Genomic DNA, 18,789 nt, shown 5'->3' on the forward strand with positions numbered 1-18,789 from the left:
GTTAAAATGATGTATTAGTTTAAGTTAGACCTTTAACGCTGGCCAGTACTATCGATACTTTGATTCAGCATTAATATCAATATGCGGTCATGGCTATGCGGTGGGTTAAATGAGTGAAAAACGGACCTAGTGCGTATGAATATTTCATACCGGAAACTTAACGAGTCTGCCGTAAAACTTTATTTTGATGGTCGTCATCAAGAGGAACCTGTTTATTTAGACCTTGATAATGATTCGTCTAACGAGCTAGCGGAATCGCTAAACTGCGACCTGGACAATATTGAAGTTGTAATAAGTAGAGCTATTTCATCAACATTCGATTGGACTGACAGTAATCCCTATATTTGGCATGTCAGACAGTTCAAGGAGTGGAATAAAAATCGTGGAAGTGCTCCACCTCCTTTTATCGGATTATTGCTGGGGTTGTCTATATCGGCCGAGCGTATGCGGCAAGATAATAGCTACTCAGCAAATAATTACTACGAAAGGCTTTTCGAATTTCTCGAAGAAACGGATAAAACCAAGCAATCTAAGTTACGCCTATCAGCGAAGTTTACAGCCGATTTCTGGAATGCTCTTAACCAATGGTTGATTGAAAATGATTATGCTTTAGGCATTCCAACCGCAAAACAAGTTAATTCATGGAAATATGTGAGTTATGCGATTTCTCAGACTCTAGTTAGAGAGTCTGAGAAAAGTAGGCTTCGTCGTATGTTCCTAGGTTTGGGGATTTCCCCGCATGAAAATTTAAGTATAACTGATGCCACTCAATATATTCATCAGTGGATGGTGACGAGTGAACCTAATTTATGGCTGAGAAAACTTTGGTCGAAAGTAGAGCTTCGAGAAAGGGTTGCAATCGCAGCACTACAAGAGTTATCAAGGTTAGATGCGAAAGACTGTTCAAATGTTTCAGAAGTTCAAGGTCAAAAATTTTTAGCCTGGATACTTGTTAGAAAAAAATTTCCGAGAAACAAGATACAGATATATTTAACTAGTGATGCACAATTCGAAGGTAAGGCTAAACTCATTGAGCCAGCAGAATATGACATAAAGAGAGAAGCTAATGAATCTTTAGTCTTTACTGCGCTTCCGGGCTCGAATTTGTCATATTTAGGACCAACTCATACTTTGAAACTGGACGGACTTTTAACTTTACCGATATCGGTAGAAGCCGATGGTATTGAGTATAATTTAAAGCATCGTCCAAGGCCTATAGTTCCTTTGTCGAGGGCCGAAGCGGGGACCTTCTTTAAAGAGGTCTCTAGAGTATCCATGTTTACTGAACACGCACTAATTTGTCACGTACAGTGGCAGTCACAAGTAGTCTGCTTCCTAAACAAATATGCGAGAAATGAATTTGAGGTATTAACACGTGATCAAGGTCTTGATATTCCTGAAAACTGGGTACTTATTACAAGCGTATACATTATTCATAACGTAAAAGATAACGTGAGTGACAACCTACAGTGTTTAGTTCCGCTTGCCTTGGGTAACAGTATTCAATTAGAAGGAGGAATAAGGCTTCAACAGAATGTATGGCACGCGAGTGCTCCACCGAACGTAATCGCAGCATCCTCTGATGGGCTTTTAGGTGTGGAATTACAGAGTATTCAATTTGAAAATAAAAATCAGGTGTTAGGGCATAATATTGGTTCACCAAGAAATAGCGACTTTTTACGATCTCTTATTACATTAGAGGGGCCACATAATAACTTCATACTAGTCGCTAAAAAAGACAACAAAGTGATATCTGAAAGAAATATATCCTTTCGGACGGCGAATTACCCTAGGAAAACAGTTAATCTCGATGAAAGGCTACTCGCGTACTCTTTTGCGAAAGAAGAAGAGAGTTGGGAGCTAACGGCGAAATCAATTTCTACTTTAGACTCTAATAAACCCTATTTGAGGGGGATGCTAACAAAAAATATATCGCCAATGGAACAACAAGAAACGCCCTGTGATTTTGAGTCAGAGCTCTCGAATATACCAGAGGTTGTTGAAATAGAGGAAACGTATGATTTGAACACCCTATCCGGCTTCACTGAGTCGTGTATTTTGCGAGGGTACCATATTTGGGAATGTCCACCCGCGATAACGCCTGAAGATTTTGAAAGAGTAGTTCGCCCGATGCGATGTAAAGACTGCGATAGTATGGTTCTCTCCAGAAAACCTCGTATGGGTTTCTATAGACTAAATCGACGACAGAAGTCGGGCAAGCCAAAAGAGGACTTAGAAGTAAAAGGTGCACCCAAGTTTCCTGAGCCAGTTACAAATGTGAACTTAGTATTTGATGCTTTATGTTATTTGCAGCACGGGACATGGAAAGCTATACAAAATGTTTGCTCTGACGTTTTTTCAGAGCCCTGGGAATCTTATCAATTTGTCCTGAATTTGTCAGACTTAGGGCATATAGATATTGAGTTTGACTCAAACAACTTTAGGCTTAAAAGGTGGTCCATAGCACCAACGACTTTGGTCGTCACCGAGTCCAATTTTGCCTTTTTAGCTGGCTACAGGAGCACGAATTTAGTTGAGCAGTTAAGCAAAGAGTTGAATGAATTTCAACGGAAAGATTTTCAACAGGAACTTGGACCAGACGTAATTGGTTGGCAGCTTGGTAAAACTGAAGGAGAAGAACTTGAGTACAGGCTCCATAAGGAGGGCTGTCGATTACAAATCCCTGTGATAAAAGCTAGTGATGCTATTTTAGCACAGCACTTACCGTCTATTACGACTATGATCGCAGAAATGCCTAAAATTTCTTTAGGGCCTGATGAAGTAGTTGAAAAATACGACGTAAAAAAGAACCAGTGGATAAAGAGTCAGTTTGATAATTCAACTGGTGAAGGGGCTTATAGAGGATTATTTAATGGTAGAACCTACTTTTACAATGACGAAAACCGAATATGTAGAGCAATGCCATGTGAGCTGGCAAAGCTGAGCGCAGCTTTAAAAGGAGACATGCAAATTATTAGCTATGACGAAGTGACAGAGGAGTTATCTAGTCTTGTTGGTTGTCCACCCCCTCTCCTGTATCGTCGTGCTTTAGTCGCTTGCTCGGGGCAGCTGCCAACTAAAATTGGAACTAAATCAGTATTTCGTCATATTCCGAAACAAATTGCATCTATTATTTTCAAAAAAGTAATGGTTAAAAAATGAACGAAAAAACGCCAATCGATGTTCTCTCTTATATTAAAGATGCATATCACAAGTACTACAATACTGCGTTCAGGATGAAAGATAGCGAGGTTATGAACGAGCGAGAGAAATTGCTTGAATCTCCTGGAATGACTGCACAAGATCTTTTAATAGAAGCTGTATTTGCGTACCCCTCAGTTTGTTCAATATCCGATGTGGTCAGAGAGGTTGGGCTGAGCGAAGATGTGGCTATTCTCTTAGCTAGAATGCTTTTTGATGCAGAACCTGAATTTAAGCTACGTCTTCATCAAAAACAGTCCGTCGTAACGTCTTTAGCTGAAAACAATGCACTCACTCGAAATGTAGTTGTTACGTCGGGTACGGGGTCTGGAAAAACCGAAAGCTTTCTCGCTCCCATATTTGCTCGGCTAATTTCCGAACGGATAGATTACCCTCATTCACCTATAAATCGCTGGTGGAGAGAGAACTGGAGTGAGGAAACTGAATGGAGCGGGTTGCGGGCGAAAAACTCTTGTATACAGCCAGCTGTCAGAGCATTAATTCTTTACCCTACAAATGCTCTGGTTGAGGATCAAGTATCGCGTATAAGGAAGGCCGCGATAAGAGGACTTGAAGAAACTGGAAGTCCAGTGTTTTATTTTGGTCGGTACACTGGAGCCACTCTTGGTGGCACCGCTATGCCGCCGACAAAGTTGACAAAGCGGCATAGTAAGGTTGTTGAAGAAGTTGCCAAGGAGATAAGAACTATTGAGCATGAAGCTAATAATCTCGCGCAAACAAACCTAGATGTTCGAAGCCAATTTCCGAGTCCCGATTGCGGTGAAATGTTGACTAGATGGGAGATGATTGAGACGCCACCCGACATCTTAATCACAAACGTGTCAATGCTGAATGTAATGTTAATGCGGGATATAGAAGACCCTATCTTTGAGCAAACAAAAGCATGGTTGAGTGAGTCGGAAGATCATCATTTTTCGTTGATTATCGATGAGCTTCATGGATATCGAGGAACGCAAGGTACAGAAGTAAGTTTGGTAATTCGAAATCTACTCTCTCGCCTTGGGCTCAAGCCTGACTCCCCTCAACTCAGATGCATAGGCACGAGTGCTTCGTTAGATGGAAATGAAGGCTTGGAATTTCTAGAACAGTTTTTTGGTGTTAGTAAAAATTCGTTTGATGTATTTGAAGGTAGACCTCGAAAACCTAATATTAGCTTGCCATTGAATCAAGATCGAGTTCTGGCTCTATCAGCTGACGTTCTTAACGGAGATGAGTTGGCAATAAAAAGATGTATTAGTGATTTTTCACCAAGAGATGCAATAGGTACAGCGTGTCTTTTAGCGGGGAAAATGCCTGATGGAAGAGTGATACCCTCAAGACTTAGTGAAATTGGATATCACTTATTTGGGGAGAATTATGACGAGAGGGCTCTGGCTACGTTATTAACAGCGGGAAATAATGAGGTGGTAAACAATTATGAGGAGCCTCAACCCGCTTTTCGAGCACATATGTTTTTACGACAAATTCAAGGAGTATGGGCGTGCTCGAACCCTGACTGCGATCAAGTTGACGCAGATTTCAACTTTCCATCTCGAAGGATTGGAAAACTATTTAAAACCCCACTACTAAAATGCGGGTGCGGAGGCCAAGTCCTCGAGTTACTGTATTGTGATGACTGTGGAGAGTCATTTCTTGGGGGTTACGTAACCACGATGCCAAAAGACTTCCCAGATGAAGATGGAATTTATCTTGAATCTGGTCAGTCAGAGTTATCCATCGGTCAGCCACAATTAGTTTATCAGCGAAAATATGAACATTATGCTTGGTATTGGCCAAAGGAGCCAGCGCGGAAAATTGAACCTTGGAAACATAAAGGTTCGACATTTGAATTTGTAGGTGCTGATTTCGACCCGATGCTGGGGCGGTTATCGAGGCAAAAACCCGGTGATTCGAGAAGTGGCACTATGTATATTTCAAATGCGCCAACTGGTTCTATTGCTGCTCTTCCAGAAAAATGTCCATGTTGTATGTCGTCAAGATTTCAAAAAGAACTGGATAACTTTTTTTCCTCAAATGTAAACTCACCTATTCGAGGCTTGAGAACAGGCCTAAATGTAACGACTCAACTAATTGCTGATAGGGCGGTATCTAAGCTAGGAGGTAATGGTTCTGCAGCTCAAATGATTACTTTTACCGACAGTAGAGATGATGCTGCTGATGTTGCGGCTGAACTCGAACTGAACCATTACAGGGATGTTCTCCGCCAGACTCTGTACAAAGTGATCTCAGGAAGAGACACGTATTCCGCACAGCAAATAGAAGAACTCTTTTATAGACTTGACTCATTAACCCCGCGGGAGCAGTCATTTTTATCGGAGCTGAAGGAGAGTTCCCCAGAGGCTTTTTTTGCTTTCAAAAACAAAGCACGTCAAGTTGCAGACGAGAGTGAGTTAGAAGTAATTAAGGAGTACTCTCATAGTGAACTAAGTCAAGGCATAATTTCTTGGTCATCTTTGATGAGACGAGTTGAAAAAGAGTTGGTTGCTCTGGGGATCAATCCAGCAGGACCCCTTCACTCTCTTCAGGGACAAAAAGATCAACCGTGGTGGAGGTATTTCAAGCCGTCAGTTCAAGGAGATTGGCAACCGCTTCCAGATATCGTGGCCAATGAGCAAAGAAACAGACTTCGCGGTGTGATGGCAAAAAATATCACAGAAGCTATTTTTGATGGCGGAGGAAGAGATCTTGAGTCTATGGGCATCGCTTACGTTGAACCAATTCTCGACGCTAATAGGCTGGCACCTTTGCCAAAAGCCGAAGCTCTAGGCGTAGCGGCAAACACGGTCAGGCTATTAGGTCGAGCGGGGTACTATGAAGAAGGACGAACAAGGGCTAGCAGCCGAGCACCCGCTATCGTTAAAGAGTACTTAAAAAAAATCGCTCCTTCAGTGGGGTTGAGCGGCGAGGAGCTAAGTGATTTAGTTGGTGAGGCATTGAAAAGTAGCAAAATTATAAACACTAACTGGCTTTTGATGATCAGTTCTAGTGTTCAGTTGCCGATGAGAATTCATTTTTCAAATAAACAGCAACTTATGAAATGTTCCTCATGTTCCTCGCTTAGTTTAAACAAGCCTTATAGTGTGTGTGTTTCAGCATTTTGTGACTCTAAGGAGTATGAAGTCGCGAACGATCAAGTCGACAGCTACTATAAATGGGTTGCACAAGAGGTATCTCATAAACTTCGAGTTGAAGAGCTTACAGGCCAAACAAAACCTTTAGAAGAGCAAAGAAGAAGACAAAGGCACTTTAAGAAAGCATTCATTAACGATGAATGTGAAACAACTCAGTCGATAGATGTTTTAAGCGTAACAACGACTATGGAGGTGGGGGTCGATATAGGCTCATTACAGATTGTTATGATGGCGAACATGCCTCCACAGCGATTTAATTATCAGCAAAGAGTTGGTCGAGCGGGTCGAGCGGGACAGACGTTTTCATACGCTTTAACGATTTGTAAAGGAAGCTCACATGACGATTATTATTTTAATCACCCTGAACGTATTACTGGAGATACACCCCCTCAGCCCTATCTTGACCTAAATCGTATTGAAATAGTAAGAAGAGTTGTAATCGCAGAGGTCTTGAGGCGTGCTTTTAATGCGCTTCCCTCTCCTCCGTTGAGGCGCTCCTCAAGTACTCACGGTGCATTTGGGAAAACGGAAGAATGGGAGAGCTGTTACAAACTCGATGTTCAAAGTTGGATTAACAATACTACTGAAGTCGAAAACATCTGTGACGACTTGACAAGCTATACATTGTTAACTGAAGACGAAAAAAGATCTATTGTAGCTTTTTGCCGAGATAAATTGTGCGAATTAGTTTCTAATGTAGTCAAAGATTCTAGTCTTATACAAGACGAATTAAGCGAACGTCTTGCAACAGCGGGCGTTTTACCAATGTTTGGTTTTCCTACAAGAGTAAGAAGTTTATTTACGGGCTACCCTAAGAGCGGGCGAGACCCAGTCATAAGCGACAGGCCCATAGATCATGCCGTCTGGTCGTTTTCTCCAGGATCTGAATTACCTAAAGACAAGCAAATTCACACTGCTGTTGGACTTGGCTTATTAAAGCAAAACTACAAAGGATTTTATTGGGATGATGACCCGTTAGGGGATCCGGTAATAGTCAGTAAGTGTGCCGACCCTGGTTGCAACTCGGTTCAGTTAGGTTTGCATGATGAATGTTGGGTATGCAAGTTACCGACTGAGGAGTTTAAATTGTTTCAACCAAAAGGATTTGTGTCAGCGAGCTACCCCTCTGATCACCATGGCCAGCGTCAACGGGGAGGATCATTACCGCCGCCAAAGTTAGCATTTCAGCCTAACTTTGCAGAAGGACTGGGATTCAACGCGGTTAAGGTTGCTTTAACAAATGACAAGCCTATAAGCCTGATTAATGACAACCGTGGGCACATGTTCGAGTTTTACAAATCATATGGAAAAGCAATTGTTAAAGATGAGTTTTTATATAAAGATCATCGTCGTTTAAAAGACCTTGATATAGATGGAGAGCCATTCGAAGTTGGCGCCATCGGAGTGGTTTTTAAAACAGACATTCTGAGCGTATTGATTGATAGCGCAGAAGGTATTGGTAATAGAGGTGTCATCGATATCGAGCAACCCTCCGCCCGAATTGCAATAGCTTCATTTGCTGAGTTTTTAAGAATGGCTGTTTCAACTTATCTCGATATTGATCCTTCAGAGCTGAGAGTTGGTAGAGGTGTTTTTCGTACTCCCCAATGCTCAACAGAGCTAATTTTTCTAGCGGACACTTTGGAGAACGGAGCAGGGTATGCAGCTAGAATGTTCAGTGAGGATCGGCTTAAAGATGCATTGGAAGCTCACTACAAGTTGAGGCAATCCGCGTGGGAGAGTGATGAACACAGTTCGTGTGACCAGTCGTGTCAAGATTGCTTGAGGAACTATGGCAATAGAATGGAGCATCATTTATTAGACTGGCGGCTTGCTTTGGATATAACAGAGCTAGTTCTTGGACGTCGGCTGGATTTATATAGGTGGCTTTCACGAGCCGATACTTTATTGAATAGTTTTGTAGGAATATGCAAGAAAGTTGGCATAAATTTAAGCGTCGAACAAGCTGGGGATTTAAGGGCTATCGTGACTGATAGGCGCCTAGCTCTAATATTATGTCATCCGTTATGGCATATAAGAGAAGGACTGGCGACGGATCTTCAAATAGAAGCAAAAATTGAGCTCAAATCAAAATATGGTAGTGAGTTGAAAGTAGATTTTGTTGACTTCCGAGATTTTGCTAAATATCCAGCGAAATATATTTTACGTGTAGGAGACTACAGTTGATTGAGGTTATTGGTGAAGAGGGCACGAGTGAGTATCGGGCTGCTATTAATATAGCTGAGTCAATAAAGAGTACATTCAAGGGCGTGGAACGAACGCCAGCGGCTGAAGAGTTAGTCAAGATCGTAGTTAGTGCTAAGCTATCTGGCTATAACGTGTCTGATGTTGACATAGTTATATGTGCGGTATTTAAAGAAAATAGATTTTTTAAACCGACAAGGTTTCTCAGGGACTCTGCTGGTAAACGTGTTATGAATAAGCCGATCCGTGCCACGAACCTGGTTGCAGCGGTTGAGGTAAAAGATCACGACGATTCAGCAGTCATTATTAATGGTGATAACATACTTGTTAAGTACCATCGTGGCGCCAAGCAAGGGGAAAAAAGCGCGATCGATCAAAATATCAAACAGTTACATGCAATTTCTGGCTATATGGCAGATCTCGGTATCAATATTTTTGTTCATAGGTCAGTTTATATGACCGGAGTTACTAGGGTAAGAGTAGCAGGTGCTTTTGGCGCAGACTTTACAGGAAATGACTTTTTTAGCTCGTTAGCTGCTGCGTCAAACGTTAGGAATATTGGTGGGGTGTTAACTTTGAGTTCAGGCGAAAATTGGGAGATTAGAAAGGCGTTAACCGCTCCCCTGCTTCGGAAACTTTCACCAACAGCGTTAGATAGACGCCGAATGGATCTAATTACTACAAAAACTGAAGAGATTGAAAGGATAATAAAAGGTCTCGGGAAACAGATGATTTGTTTAAGAGGCTATGGAGGAGCTGGTAAAACTATCATGCTGCTTCAGGCTGCGTGGAAAGTATTCCGTGAAAGCGGTCGACGATCTATTTTCTTAACATACAACCATGCGTTGGCTGCAGATATTAGACGGTCATTAGCATTGATAGGCGTGCCGAGTGACATATATCGCGGCGGTATTGTTGTGTCCACGGTAATGTCGTTTATTTATAAGTGGTTAGTCGCGCTGGGTGTAATTGACAAAAGTGAATCTGAATTCTTGGATAATTATGAAGAGCACTGCAATACTGCGATTGAAATGTTATCTGAAAAAGTTGTTACTTCAAACGATATCAGTGCTTTGACAGAGAGTGATAATGACACATTCGATTTTGACTTGGTATTTGTAGATGAAGGTCAAGATTGGCCACAAGCTGAAGCCGAGTTATTAATGGCGCTATACAGTGAATCTAGAATGTGTATCGCGGATGGAGTTGATCAGTTGTTAAGAGGCGGTAGGGTGAATTGGACCAAACACATCGCTTCTGAAAGCGTAGAAACAATCCCATTGCCGTCATGTTTAAGAATGAAGAGAAACCTTTCTATTTTCGTAAATAATATCGCGGATTCAATTGCTTTACCTCCTTTGCTAAAGCCTAATGAAAGAGCCGGTGGAGGACGAATCATTTTTCTGACCGCGTCATACACAACAAAGCTTTCGCTACATGATGAGCTTATAAAAGCTGCTCACGAAAAGGGAAATGCGGAAGTTGACTTTTTATTTTGTGTACCGGCTTCAAATGTCGTTAAATTGGGCACTAAAAAAGAAAGCAAATTGGGTATGGCGCTGTCTAACAATGGCTTCCAAATTTGGGATGGGGTTGATGACGTTTATCGAAAGGATTTTCCGCGCTCTAAAAAACAATACCGAATTGTACAGTATGCGAGTGTTAGAGGTCTAGAAGGTTGGACAGTCATATTAGAGTTACTCGATGAGTTCTGGCTTGCTTGCTATCAGGCACGTAAAAACGAGGGACTCAGTGAAAGTGAAGAGCTTGCATTTGAGGATATTGAATCAATCGCTGCAGCTCATGCATGGAGTCAAGTTTTTATTGCATTAACACGACCTATAGATACCCTAGTCATTACTCTAAAAGATCCTGAGTCCTATTTTTCTAAGACCATGATGGAAATTGGACGAATGATGCCTGACAGTGTTGAGTTTGATTAGCACAACTCATTTACGACTGCTAGTTGTATGTGACCTCACCCGCGCGATAGCACCTTAATCAAATGCCACCCAAACTTCGTCTTCACGGGGCCATGCACTTCCAGCGTGGGCTTGCCGAAGACGACTTTGTCGAAGGCGGGCACCATTTGGCCGCGGCGGAATTCGCCTAAGTCGCCGCCCTTTTTGCCAGATGGGCAGAGGGAGTGCTTGCGGGCGAGGTCGCCGAACTTTTTGCCAGCGGCGAGCTGCTTTTTGAGCTCGGCTGCTTCGGCTTCGGTTTTAACCAGTATGTGTAAGGCGTGGGCGCGGGCCATGCTGAACGTCTCCCCAAGGTATTATCGCTACCAATCTTCGAGTTGCTGCAAGTGCTTAATGCGATCCCGTTGTAAGGTCAGCGCTTCGAAAACGTCATTGTAGCTTTTGTTCTTCGGCGACAAATTCGGTAAAGCAAAGTTGGCTTGAGTAAAGAATTCATCGCTATGCTCTTCCCAACCTTGGCGCCACCATTGGACGATCAAGTCGCGTGACTGCAACAGGGTCTGTGTGGTCGGTAGTTTATCCGATTTTGCTGCGTTAATGGCGGTTTTTGTCGGCAGCAGGTTCCACAGGTCGTTGTTGGGCCAGCGTGCGAACGGGAAGGCATGGTCGACGGCGTAATTGCGTGGCCGAATGTCAGAGCCAGACCAACAACATCGCACGTGATCTGCATTCAACAACTGTTCCACGCGTTTGCGCACGCGGCTCGTGGTGCGCTCGGGATTTTCCCACGCCAGCGCATTTAAATAGTCGACCCGTGACAGTGCGCGTTGCTGGTTGAGTGCGTAGCTTGCCATCAAGCTACTCCACTCGTTAACCAACGCTGGCTCAATCCACACACTGAAGCGTGCCAACGCATCCCAAATACTCCGTGGCACGTAGAAGGTGCCGAGTGACTTTAGAAACGCATAATCCAGCACCAACGCGCCTTTGGGTTTTTGGGTCCGCTCTAGCTCGACGTGGAAAACTTCGGTTTGAGTGCCCGGCAAGGTGATGTATTTGGCCGGCATGTTTCGAATGGTGGACGCAATATCTTTTAGGGTGCGGTACACGTTCTGCGCTTCGGTCGGATCAAAATAACAAGCGCCAATGTAAAAATCGTTGGTGCTACGGTTAGTGAGTGTTTGCCAACCTTCAGGCTTCACAAAACCAAGACCCTTATTGCTGCTGCTTTGTTGAATCCCGAGGGTATCGATTAAAGGTTTGTAGAGCTTTAGCCAATACAGCGCAACCAGTCCCATCGGCAGGGCGACGGTTTCTTCGGTTTGTTCGAGCACTGCGCCAGGATGGCCTTCTGCTATGCGTAACAGTGTACGAAGTAGCCCTACTTTATAAGTTGAAGCTTTCGCATCATTGATCACAATGTTGCGAATCAGCGGAAAGGCACCGGTGCCGTCGTCAGGTAGCGTTAGTAGGACGGTTTGCCATGCGACGTCTTGGCGCTTTAGTTCATCTTGGCGCTTTTCTAGCAACCGAAAGGTCAGCCCTTGCTGCTGCGCGAGCTGCGAGAGTTCGTCGGCGGACACAGGGTGCATGGTGCGTTCGTCGGGGCTGGCGCCGTGGCGCAGCGAGACGACCATTTTGCCGTTGGGTTTAAGCAGCGAGCTGAGCTTGCGGAAGCTGCGTTGCCGCGCTGAGGGTGGAATGTGCATCCAGACGGCGCTGAGCAAAATCAGGTCGAACTTGGTTTGTAGTTTGTGGACCTGAGTGAGCTCGGGCAGGCTGTCGTCGAGCCAATGGATGGGCTGCTTGGCACTATAGTGCTGCGCGCGTTCACGAATGCCAGAAGCAGGTTCTACCGCCACAACACTTAAACCTTTGCTGGCCAAAAAGCGCGCATCGCGGCCTGAGCCTGCGCCAACGTCAAGGGCCATGCCTTCGGTCGGAATCAGCTCAAGCCAGTCGCGATGCACCTGTTCAAATTCAAGGCTGTCGTACTGCTCGGCAAGTTGTTCCGCATTGCGGCTGTAGTAGGTAATGTTGTCGTCCATCCCTCGACGTTTTCTCTTCTTTTGCAAACAAATGTTGTATGAATAAGTCCCACTATAATGGCTTTTTTGTACAATGGCATCTTTCCGTCGGGGCATTCTGAATGCCAAGAGAAGCGTTTATAGTATATTGACTACCCAGTCGCCCCAGACTTGAGTTTGGAAAACGGTGTAAATTGAAGTTGCGAGAAGCGTAAATAGCGCTATTGAAATCAGCGTGCTTGACTGAATCCGGCTGGTAGTTTTCAAGTCATATATGACGATCGATGCATAAACGCAAGCTATGATGACTAACATCATATAGCCCGGCAACGCTAATACGTGAATCAAGCGGTTTAGGCCCTCTGGCATTAATTGGACGGCAGCGGCCAACATAAATCGCTTATGATGTGCGGGAGAGCCGATATTGAACAAACCCAATATGTAGAGACATGCGAATAGGGTCCATTGTAAGAAAGTGCTTCCTATTAACGCACCTGCTCGAACTCTTGCATTGGCGTCCTCAGGATTAAATACGCCGAAGTTAACCAAACGTTCATAGAGATCCAGAGTCATTATTACTCCGGTAAGCAAAATAGCTATAACGAGTATGACGCTTAGCTTTCCCCAAAGTCTATGCCTCGAGAATTGACGAGCTCTAACCAAGTATGACTGATTCAGTAATAACAAGTACCAAGCTGCACTGAATGCACCATGTACCCCTATCCATACGGTGACTCGTTCGAGCTGGTTTGGGTTTATGAGCCAGTTAAGGATAAACCCACTAAATACGACAACAGTAATCAACAGGGCCAAACGAAAGAAAAACGTTGGCTGTTGATAGCGATCACCATGTTGAGTCATGAAGTCCCTAGATTTTTGAGCGGCGATAAAGAGTAAGTTTATCCTGGTTTAATTTAATGAGCGGGTGACTAAGACTGGCTGCGCTTCAACAGCAAAAAGCCAAAGATACCGGTAACCACCGAAGCTAATGTTTCTGCTAATGCGCGATAAAAATTAACCGCGATGCGTTTGGTTTCTGGATAATAAAAATCATCCCAACCTGGAATGTACTCGAACGCACTGACAACATCACCCATGACCCAGATCATGTTCAGCGCATTGATTGCGCAGCCGATGAGTAAAACATAAATAAAGGGTCTCATATCATGCTCCTTTTTGGCGCTGCGCAAGCATGGCAAAAAATACAGCAAACGATGCACTTGCAATAAACTCGAGGCTGTTAAAGCGAATAGAGTAGCTGCTGAAATACAGCGTCATATTCACTAAGTAAGTGAGGGCATCAATGGCCATGATCCCTGCGATAACGTACAGAAGCGTTTTCATTGTTCTGCTCCTCTGTTAGAGATCGAGATCACTATCGTCTTTTTTCGTTTGCGGCGCGCTCGTAGTATCGGTCGATGCAGTCGCAGGTTTGTCGACTTGCCCCAGAACAGCAACGATAATAAACGCAATGAGTGGCGAGATAATCACGGCGAGCAGTGCGTAGCCAATAAACGAACGACCACGTGATGACGCGAATGCGCCTACAAGAACACATAAGATGAGCCAAAGAATAACGTAAAGCATAACGAAACCTTTTTAATTATTTTGAGTTGTTGTGGTAGCGCCTTTTTTTAACTGCCGAACAAAAAGCGTGAAAAAGAAAACGGCAAAAGCCAGCGGAACAGCGATATTGATAACGCTATAAAACGTCTGTAGTAAGCTTGCTTCAACATCAGAATCAGGACTATGGCGATATAAATACACCGAATAGCCGGTGATGAGGGTGGTTAAAGCCCAGAGTAGAGCCGCGATAATTGTTGTTATTTTCATAAGCTTTCTCTTGGATTGTTTAATCATTAACCAGTCTTTAGAATTGTTGACGAATTGTCAAATCGACGATGCATAAAAAAAGCCGAAATCAGGTAGCTTTGATTTCGGCTTTATTCGATGATTGGTTTTAACTGATGACTAGCTTAAAAGCGGTAAGTCGCGCCCAGCGACAAGGTCGCACCCACGCCTTTTACGCTGTAGCCGGTACCATAGCGCAACGCTTGTGAGCGGGCCGGAAAGTAATCGGCGTTGAACAGGTTTTCGATGCCGCCAAACAGTTCCCACTTGTCGAGCTGATAGCTGGCCGAAAGGTTGACCACGTCATAGCTGTCGATGGGTCCTTGGTCGCCGCTGTAGAAGCCTTGTGCGTTAGGTTCGAAGCGGTCACGTGAGAACACGTGTAACCAGTTAAGCGTAACGTTTAGCTCTGCATTCGGAGTGTAGTTGAGCGCAGATGTGAACTTCGGTGCACTGATTTGACGCGCGCCCAAGTACATGTCGTTCTCGGTGTCTTTGCCTTCGGTGTAGCCGTACGCCGCTTGCATGCTCCAATGGTCATTCAGGGTGTACTCCGCAGTAGCTTCAAAACCCCAGATCTTTTGTGGTGCACGCGCTGGGCGATAAATACCCGTTGCTGAGTCGTACACGCTGCGGGTACCTAGGTCAGAAGTACTGCGATACAGGGCGGCGGTAAAGAACAGGTCTTGGAGTTGACTGCTGAAGCCGATTTCGTAATTTTTGATAATCGATGCTTCGTTTTCAATCAAGCTTAAGTCGCTCACAGTCGCGGTACGCAGCAGTAAACCTAGGTCTGGAACTTCGTAACCTTCTGAGTAGCTTGCGAAAGGCGAGAAAGCGTCCGAATAGCGGTAACGTAAGCCGACGTTATAAGTCGTTGCTGCGTAATCCATGTCGCCACCCGACACTTGCATTGGCGTTGAACAGGTGTTGGCGTCGCGGCATAAGCGCAAGGTTTCGTAGTCATCGACCTTTACGGAAATGTCTTCACGACGCACACCAGCTTTTAGCGTCCAATCTTGCGCGAGTTCCCACTTGGTTTGCAGGAAGCCAGCTTTTGAACTCATGTCCATTTCGGGCACCCAGATGCGACCGTCGAGCAACGGTTGTGAGGTCACGTCGTTGAGTAAATCGATGCCGTAGATGAAGGTCGCGTAAACGCCACCGATATCAAAATTGCTAGTGAAAACAGAGCGTAAGCCTTGCTTTTCTGACAGGATGGCCGATTGGCCACCGGCGTAACCTGCATCAGGATTACCCAGCGTTGGCGACCAAAAGAAGACGTTGTCGATTTTTTGCTTATAGGCGTCAACGGTCAGTGAGGTATTGGCGAACAGAGCGTCATTGTGGTACTTAGCCATGACGTTGTAATTGCCTTCTGGGCCTTGTGGTGCACCAAGTTGCTCATCATTTGGGTCGAGCGGCACGGCATAGGTTTTCTCGCCAAGGTCAATGTTACCGGGCACGTCTTTATAGGCGGCGTCTTGGTCTGAGTCGTAATAGTTGTAGGTTAGTTGCAGGTACTGGCTGTCGCTTAGGTCGTAGCTGAACTTGAAGAAAGCGTCGCGTTGTTTGCTGTCAGACAAGCCGTACTGCAAGCCTAAGATATCGCCGTCGGCGTCACGCTGTACGCCATATTTTTCTTGTGCCAGTGTGGCCACGAAACCTAGGTCGCCTTCACTGCCGTTCACAGAAAGCACCGCGCGATAACCTAAGGTGTCGTCCGTTTTGACCAAACTGGTTTTGAAAGCTTGGGTTAGACTAACCGTACTACCTTGGTCACTCGACTTTTTGGTGATGTAGTTAATCACGCCGCCCGCCGCGCCGTTACCCCAAACTGAGGTAGCGCCATTGAGTACTTCGATGCGTTCAATGCTAGCTGGGTCAAGGGTGCGAATGCCAAGGGCGCCGTTACGTAATGGCGTGTCTTGTGGAACGCCGTCGATCATAATGAGCATGTTGCGGCCGCGCAGAGTTTGGCCGAAGTTGCTTGAGCTGCCGGTGCTTGGTGCCATGCCAGGCACTGCTAGTGCGAGCAGGCTTTGTAGCTCTGAGCTGACGTGTAAATTGGCTTCTATCGTGTCGCGATCGATAATGGTAATACTGGCCGGCACTTCGTCGAAGCTTTCGACGATGCGACTACCGGTGACGGTGATGCGCTCGATGTTTTCTTGTTGGGTTTCTTGGGCTTGGGCCGGGTTGACTGCCAGTTGCACGGCAATAGCAGCGGGAAGCAGGTAGAATGATTTACGCACGTTGGTGGTCTCCGTAATAGGTTGTAGTTTTAATGGAGGCGAGTGTAGCGTGTGATTATGCAAATGACAATGATTCTCATTAAGATCTTTTGTGTTTCGGCAATTTGAGGGACGAGAATGGCGTATGAAGTGATAAAGCCGGGTGTTTATCAGCACTACAAAGGCCCCGAGTACGAGGTGCTAGACGTGGTTCGCCACTCTGAAACCGAAGAAGTGCTGGTGTTGTATCGGCCAATGTACGGTGAGCGTGCGCTATGGGTGCGCCCGTTTGCTATGTTTGTTGAAAGTGTCGTGGTGGACGGCGCCGAGGTGCCGCGCTTTCGTTATGTGCGGGAGGCTTGATGCTAGGTATATTTTCAATTGGACGAGGTTTTAATTTCAATTAGCCGATAACTAATTTTCATTTGGACGGTGATAAACTTTCAATTGGACGAATGCAAAGCTACAATTAGTTGTTGCAACAAATCAACTAGGACGACTAGTTATGACCGACTATTATTCGCGTTTTGCTGAGCAAACCATCCGAGAGGCGCTTACCGACTCACCAGTTATTTTGATTCATGGTTCTCGCCAAAGCGGAAAAACAACATTGGCAAAGCGAATCGGGGAGCCGCTTGGCTATCACTATATTAGCTTTGATGATGCGAACCAGCTGAGCGCGGCACAGTCAGATCCGGTAGGTTTTGTTCGTGACTTACCAAGCTTGTGTATTCTTGACGAAGTTCAACGTGCCCCTCAGATTTTTACTGCGATAAAAGCCGTTGTTGACGCCGACCGTACTGCTGGACGTTTCATTTTGACAGGGTCGGCGAATATTCTGTTACTACCTTCACTGTCGGATTCTCTTGCTGGGCGTATGGAAATCGTTCACTTACGGCCGTTGGCGCAAGCGGAGATCGCGAGTCGTTCCGAAACGACATTTTTCGACGAGCTTTTTGTTGAAAAGCCAAGAGCTTCTTTTGCTCAGCCTAGGTTACGGCGGTTTGGCGCAGAGTTGAGCCGTTTGGTAAGTTCTGGTGGCTATCCACCAGCGATTCTCAGAAGCAACTCGAAGCGTCGAGCTGTTTGGTATCGGGATTATGTGAACACTGTTATTCAGCGTGACGTGCAGGATATTGCGGCTATTCAGAATTTAAGTGTTTTACCGCGATTGCTAGAGGTAGCTGCAAGCCAATCAGCGCGGCTCTTCAATGCCTCTGAACTTGCTGCTCCTTTTGCGTTATCGCGACCAACGATAAATCATTACCTTGGATTGTTAGAACAACTATTTATTATTGAACAAATACAACCGTGGCATAACAATCGATTAAGCCGTGCAGTTAAAACGCCTAAGTTGCACTTCCTCGACACGGGTCTTGCGTGTTCGCTGCTGGGACTCAACGCCGAGACACTCTATCAAGATCGAACCATTTGGGGGCAAATGCTCGAGACGTTTACGTTGCAAGAGCTTCGGAAGCACGCCGATGGCTATCATGAACCTTTGAAGTTTTACCATTTTCGCGATAAAGATAAGGTCGAAGTTGATATTGTTATTGAACGTGGACGTTCGGTTTATGGTTTTGAAGTGAAATCGGCAAGTACGGTTATCGAAAGTGACTTTAAGGGCCTACATAAATTGCAGCAATCCTGTCCTGAAAAGTTTGCAATGGGGGTGCTTTTTTATGATGGGGATGCAATTTTGCCCTTCGGAAAAGAGCTGTATGCGATCCCAATAAGCGTGTTGGTATGAAGGTGAAGGATGCGACATTTAACAGTTTATTTATGCACTGCGTTATTTTTCTTAGCGTCAGTAAGTGCACAGGAGGTCGACCATGCGGCGACGGTGGAGGCCTACACTGAGGCGTTCAATGCGCAAGATTCAGCAGCCATGGCGCGGATGGTGACCGATAACGTGCAATGGCTGACGGTGAATGGCGATTCGGTGGCCGTGGAAACCGCTGGCCGCTCAGAGTTAGTGAAGGCGATGGATAGCTACTTTGCCTCGTGTGCTTCGTGCCGTAGTAGGCTTGTTGACGTGCAGGTGCTGGGTTCACGTGTGTCGGTGATCGAACAAGCGTCTTGGTTAGTGGGCGACGAGCGCCGCGTGCAATCGAGTATTGCCGTGTATGAATTTTCCGATCAACGTATCGCACGCGTTTATTACTTTGCTAGTGAATAACGCTGATGCGTTCCATAA

General features: G+C 45.2%; 14 protein-coding genes. 6 read left to right on the top strand and 8 right to left on the bottom strand.

All coding sequences use genetic code 11. The features are described 5' to 3' along the window. Window positions 1-135 precede the first annotated feature (135 nt). The 3 genes from CWI70_RS09900 to CWI70_RS09910 are packed head-to-tail and all read left to right on the top strand — an operon-like array spanning window position 136 to window position 10,501. The gene (locus CWI70_RS09900; protein WP_126773276.1) at window positions 136-3,162 is read left to right on the top strand and encodes a hypothetical protein; all 3,027 of its coding nucleotides are present in this window, start codon (window positions 136-138) and stop codon (window positions 3,160-3,162) included. Continuing rightward, complete coding sequence (locus tag CWI70_RS09905) at window positions 3,159-8,540, top strand: DEAD/DEAH box helicase (RefSeq protein WP_126773278.1); 5,382 nt, start codon at window positions 3,159-3,161, stop codon at window positions 8,538-8,540. Before CWI70_RS09900 ends, CWI70_RS09905 begins: the two co-directional genes overlap by 4 nt. Next, complete coding sequence (locus tag CWI70_RS09910) at window positions 8,537-10,501, top strand: DEAD/DEAH box helicase (RefSeq protein WP_126773281.1); 1,965 nt, start codon at window positions 8,537-8,539, stop codon at window positions 10,499-10,501. Before CWI70_RS09905 ends, CWI70_RS09910 begins: the two co-directional genes overlap by 4 nt. 35 nt (window positions 10,502-10,536) lie before the next feature. On the opposite strand, the gene ppiC is transcribed toward CWI70_RS09910, so the two are convergent. The 8 genes from ppiC to CWI70_RS09950 all read right to left on the bottom strand — a co-directional run bounded on the left by ppiC (window position 10,537) and on the right by CWI70_RS09950 (window position 16,613). Beyond that, entirely contained in the window at window positions 10,537-10,815 is a 279-nt protein-coding gene (ppiC, locus tag CWI70_RS09915; RefSeq protein WP_126773284.1) for a peptidylprolyl isomerase PpiC, read from the bottom strand. Window positions 10,816-10,842: 27 nt separating this feature from the next. Next, window positions 10,843-12,528: a class I SAM-dependent methyltransferase gene (locus CWI70_RS09920; protein WP_126773287.1), complete on the bottom strand. Its 1,686-nt coding sequence runs from the start codon at window positions 12,526-12,528 to the stop codon at window positions 10,843-10,845. A gap of 117 nt (window positions 12,529-12,645) precedes the next feature. Beyond that, complete coding sequence (locus CWI70_RS12435; protein ID WP_126773290.1) at window positions 12,646-13,368, bottom strand: hypothetical protein; 723 nt, start codon at window positions 13,366-13,368, stop codon at window positions 12,646-12,648. 68 nt (window positions 13,369-13,436) lie between these two features. Then, window positions 13,437-13,670, bottom strand: a complete 234-nt coding sequence (locus tag CWI70_RS09930; RefSeq protein ID WP_126773292.1) for a hypothetical protein — start codon at window positions 13,668-13,670, stop codon at window positions 13,437-13,439. 1 nt (window position 13,671) lies between these two features. Next, a complete protein-coding gene (locus CWI70_RS09935; protein ID WP_126773295.1) occupies window positions 13,672-13,851 on the bottom strand; it encodes a hypothetical protein in 180 nt (59 codons plus the stop codon). Between the two features lie 15 nt (window positions 13,852-13,866). Next, a complete protein-coding gene (locus tag CWI70_RS09940; protein ID WP_126773296.1) occupies window positions 13,867-14,094 on the bottom strand; it encodes a hypothetical protein in 228 nt (75 codons plus the stop codon). Between the two features lie 12 nt (window positions 14,095-14,106). Further along, window positions 14,107-14,340, bottom strand: coding sequence for a hypothetical protein (locus CWI70_RS09945; protein ID WP_126773298.1), 234 nt, complete (start codon window positions 14,338-14,340; stop codon window positions 14,107-14,109). 143 nt (window positions 14,341-14,483) lie between these two features. Next, window positions 14,484-16,613 carry a TonB-dependent receptor gene (locus tag CWI70_RS09950; protein WP_157980894.1) on the bottom strand — a complete coding sequence of 710 codons (2,130 nt, stop codon included), beginning with the start codon at window positions 16,611-16,613 and terminating at the stop codon, window positions 14,484-14,486. A 117-nt stretch (window positions 16,614-16,730) separates the two neighbouring features. On the opposite strand from CWI70_RS09950, the gene CWI70_RS09955 reads away from it, so the two are divergent. The 3 genes from CWI70_RS09955 (at window position 16,731) to CWI70_RS09965 (ending at window position 18,771) form a co-directional block, all read left to right on the top strand. Next, window positions 16,731-16,955 carry a DUF1653 domain-containing protein gene (locus tag CWI70_RS09955; protein WP_126773302.1) on the top strand — a complete coding sequence of 75 codons (225 nt, stop codon included), beginning with the start codon at window positions 16,731-16,733 and terminating at the stop codon, window positions 16,953-16,955. Window positions 16,956-17,097: 142 nt separating this feature from the next. Next, a complete protein-coding gene (locus tag CWI70_RS09960) occupies window positions 17,098-18,342 on the top strand; it encodes an ATP-binding protein (protein ID WP_126773304.1) in 1,245 nt (414 codons plus the stop codon). Window positions 18,343-18,351: 9 nt separating this feature from the next. Continuing rightward, window positions 18,352-18,771, top strand: coding sequence for a nuclear transport factor 2 family protein (locus tag CWI70_RS09965; protein ID WP_126773306.1), 420 nt, complete (start codon window positions 18,352-18,354; stop codon window positions 18,769-18,771). Window positions 18,772-18,789: the final 18 nt, after the last annotated feature.

The sequence above is a fragment of the Pseudidiomarina homiensis genome, from assembly GCF_003987225.1.
Lineage (GTDB): Bacteria > Pseudomonadota > Gammaproteobacteria > Enterobacterales > Alteromonadaceae > Pseudidiomarina > Pseudidiomarina homiensis.

Excerpts from the sequence above, each read along its gene's own strand:
- CWI70_RS09900 (WP_126773276.1), top strand. The coding sequence starts at position 136 with ATGAATATTTCATACCGGAAACTTAACGAGTCTGCCGTAAAACTTTAT.
- CWI70_RS09905 (WP_126773278.1), top strand. The coding sequence starts at position 3,159 with ATGAACGAAAAAACGCCAATCGATGTTCTCTCTTATATTAAAGATGCA.
- ppiC (WP_126773284.1), bottom strand. The coding sequence starts at position 10,815 with ATGGCCCGCGCCCACGCCTTACACATACTGGTTAAAACCGAAGCCGAA.
- CWI70_RS09920 (WP_126773287.1), bottom strand. The coding sequence starts at position 12,528 with ATGGACGACAACATTACCTACTACAGCCGCAATGCGGAACAACTTGCC.
- CWI70_RS12435 (WP_126773290.1), bottom strand. The coding sequence starts at position 13,368 with ATGACTCAACATGGTGATCGCTATCAACAGCCAACGTTTTTCTTTCGT.
- CWI70_RS09930 (WP_126773292.1), bottom strand. The coding sequence starts at position 13,670 with ATGAGACCCTTTATTTATGTTTTACTCATCGGCTGCGCAATCAATGCG.
- CWI70_RS09935 (WP_126773295.1), bottom strand. The coding sequence starts at position 13,851 with ATGAAAACGCTTCTGTACGTTATCGCAGGGATCATGGCCATTGATGCC.
- CWI70_RS09940 (WP_126773296.1), bottom strand. The coding sequence starts at position 14,094 with ATGCTTTACGTTATTCTTTGGCTCATCTTATGTGTTCTTGTAGGCGCA.
- CWI70_RS09945 (WP_126773298.1), bottom strand. The coding sequence starts at position 14,340 with ATGAAAATAACAACAATTATCGCGGCTCTACTCTGGGCTTTAACCACC.
- CWI70_RS09955 (WP_126773302.1), top strand. The coding sequence starts at position 16,731 with ATGGCGTATGAAGTGATAAAGCCGGGTGTTTATCAGCACTACAAAGGC.
- CWI70_RS09960 (WP_126773304.1), top strand. The coding sequence starts at position 17,098 with ATGACCGACTATTATTCGCGTTTTGCTGAGCAAACCATCCGAGAGGCG.
- CWI70_RS09965 (WP_126773306.1), top strand. The coding sequence starts at position 18,352 with ATGCGACATTTAACAGTTTATTTATGCACTGCGTTATTTTTCTTAGCG.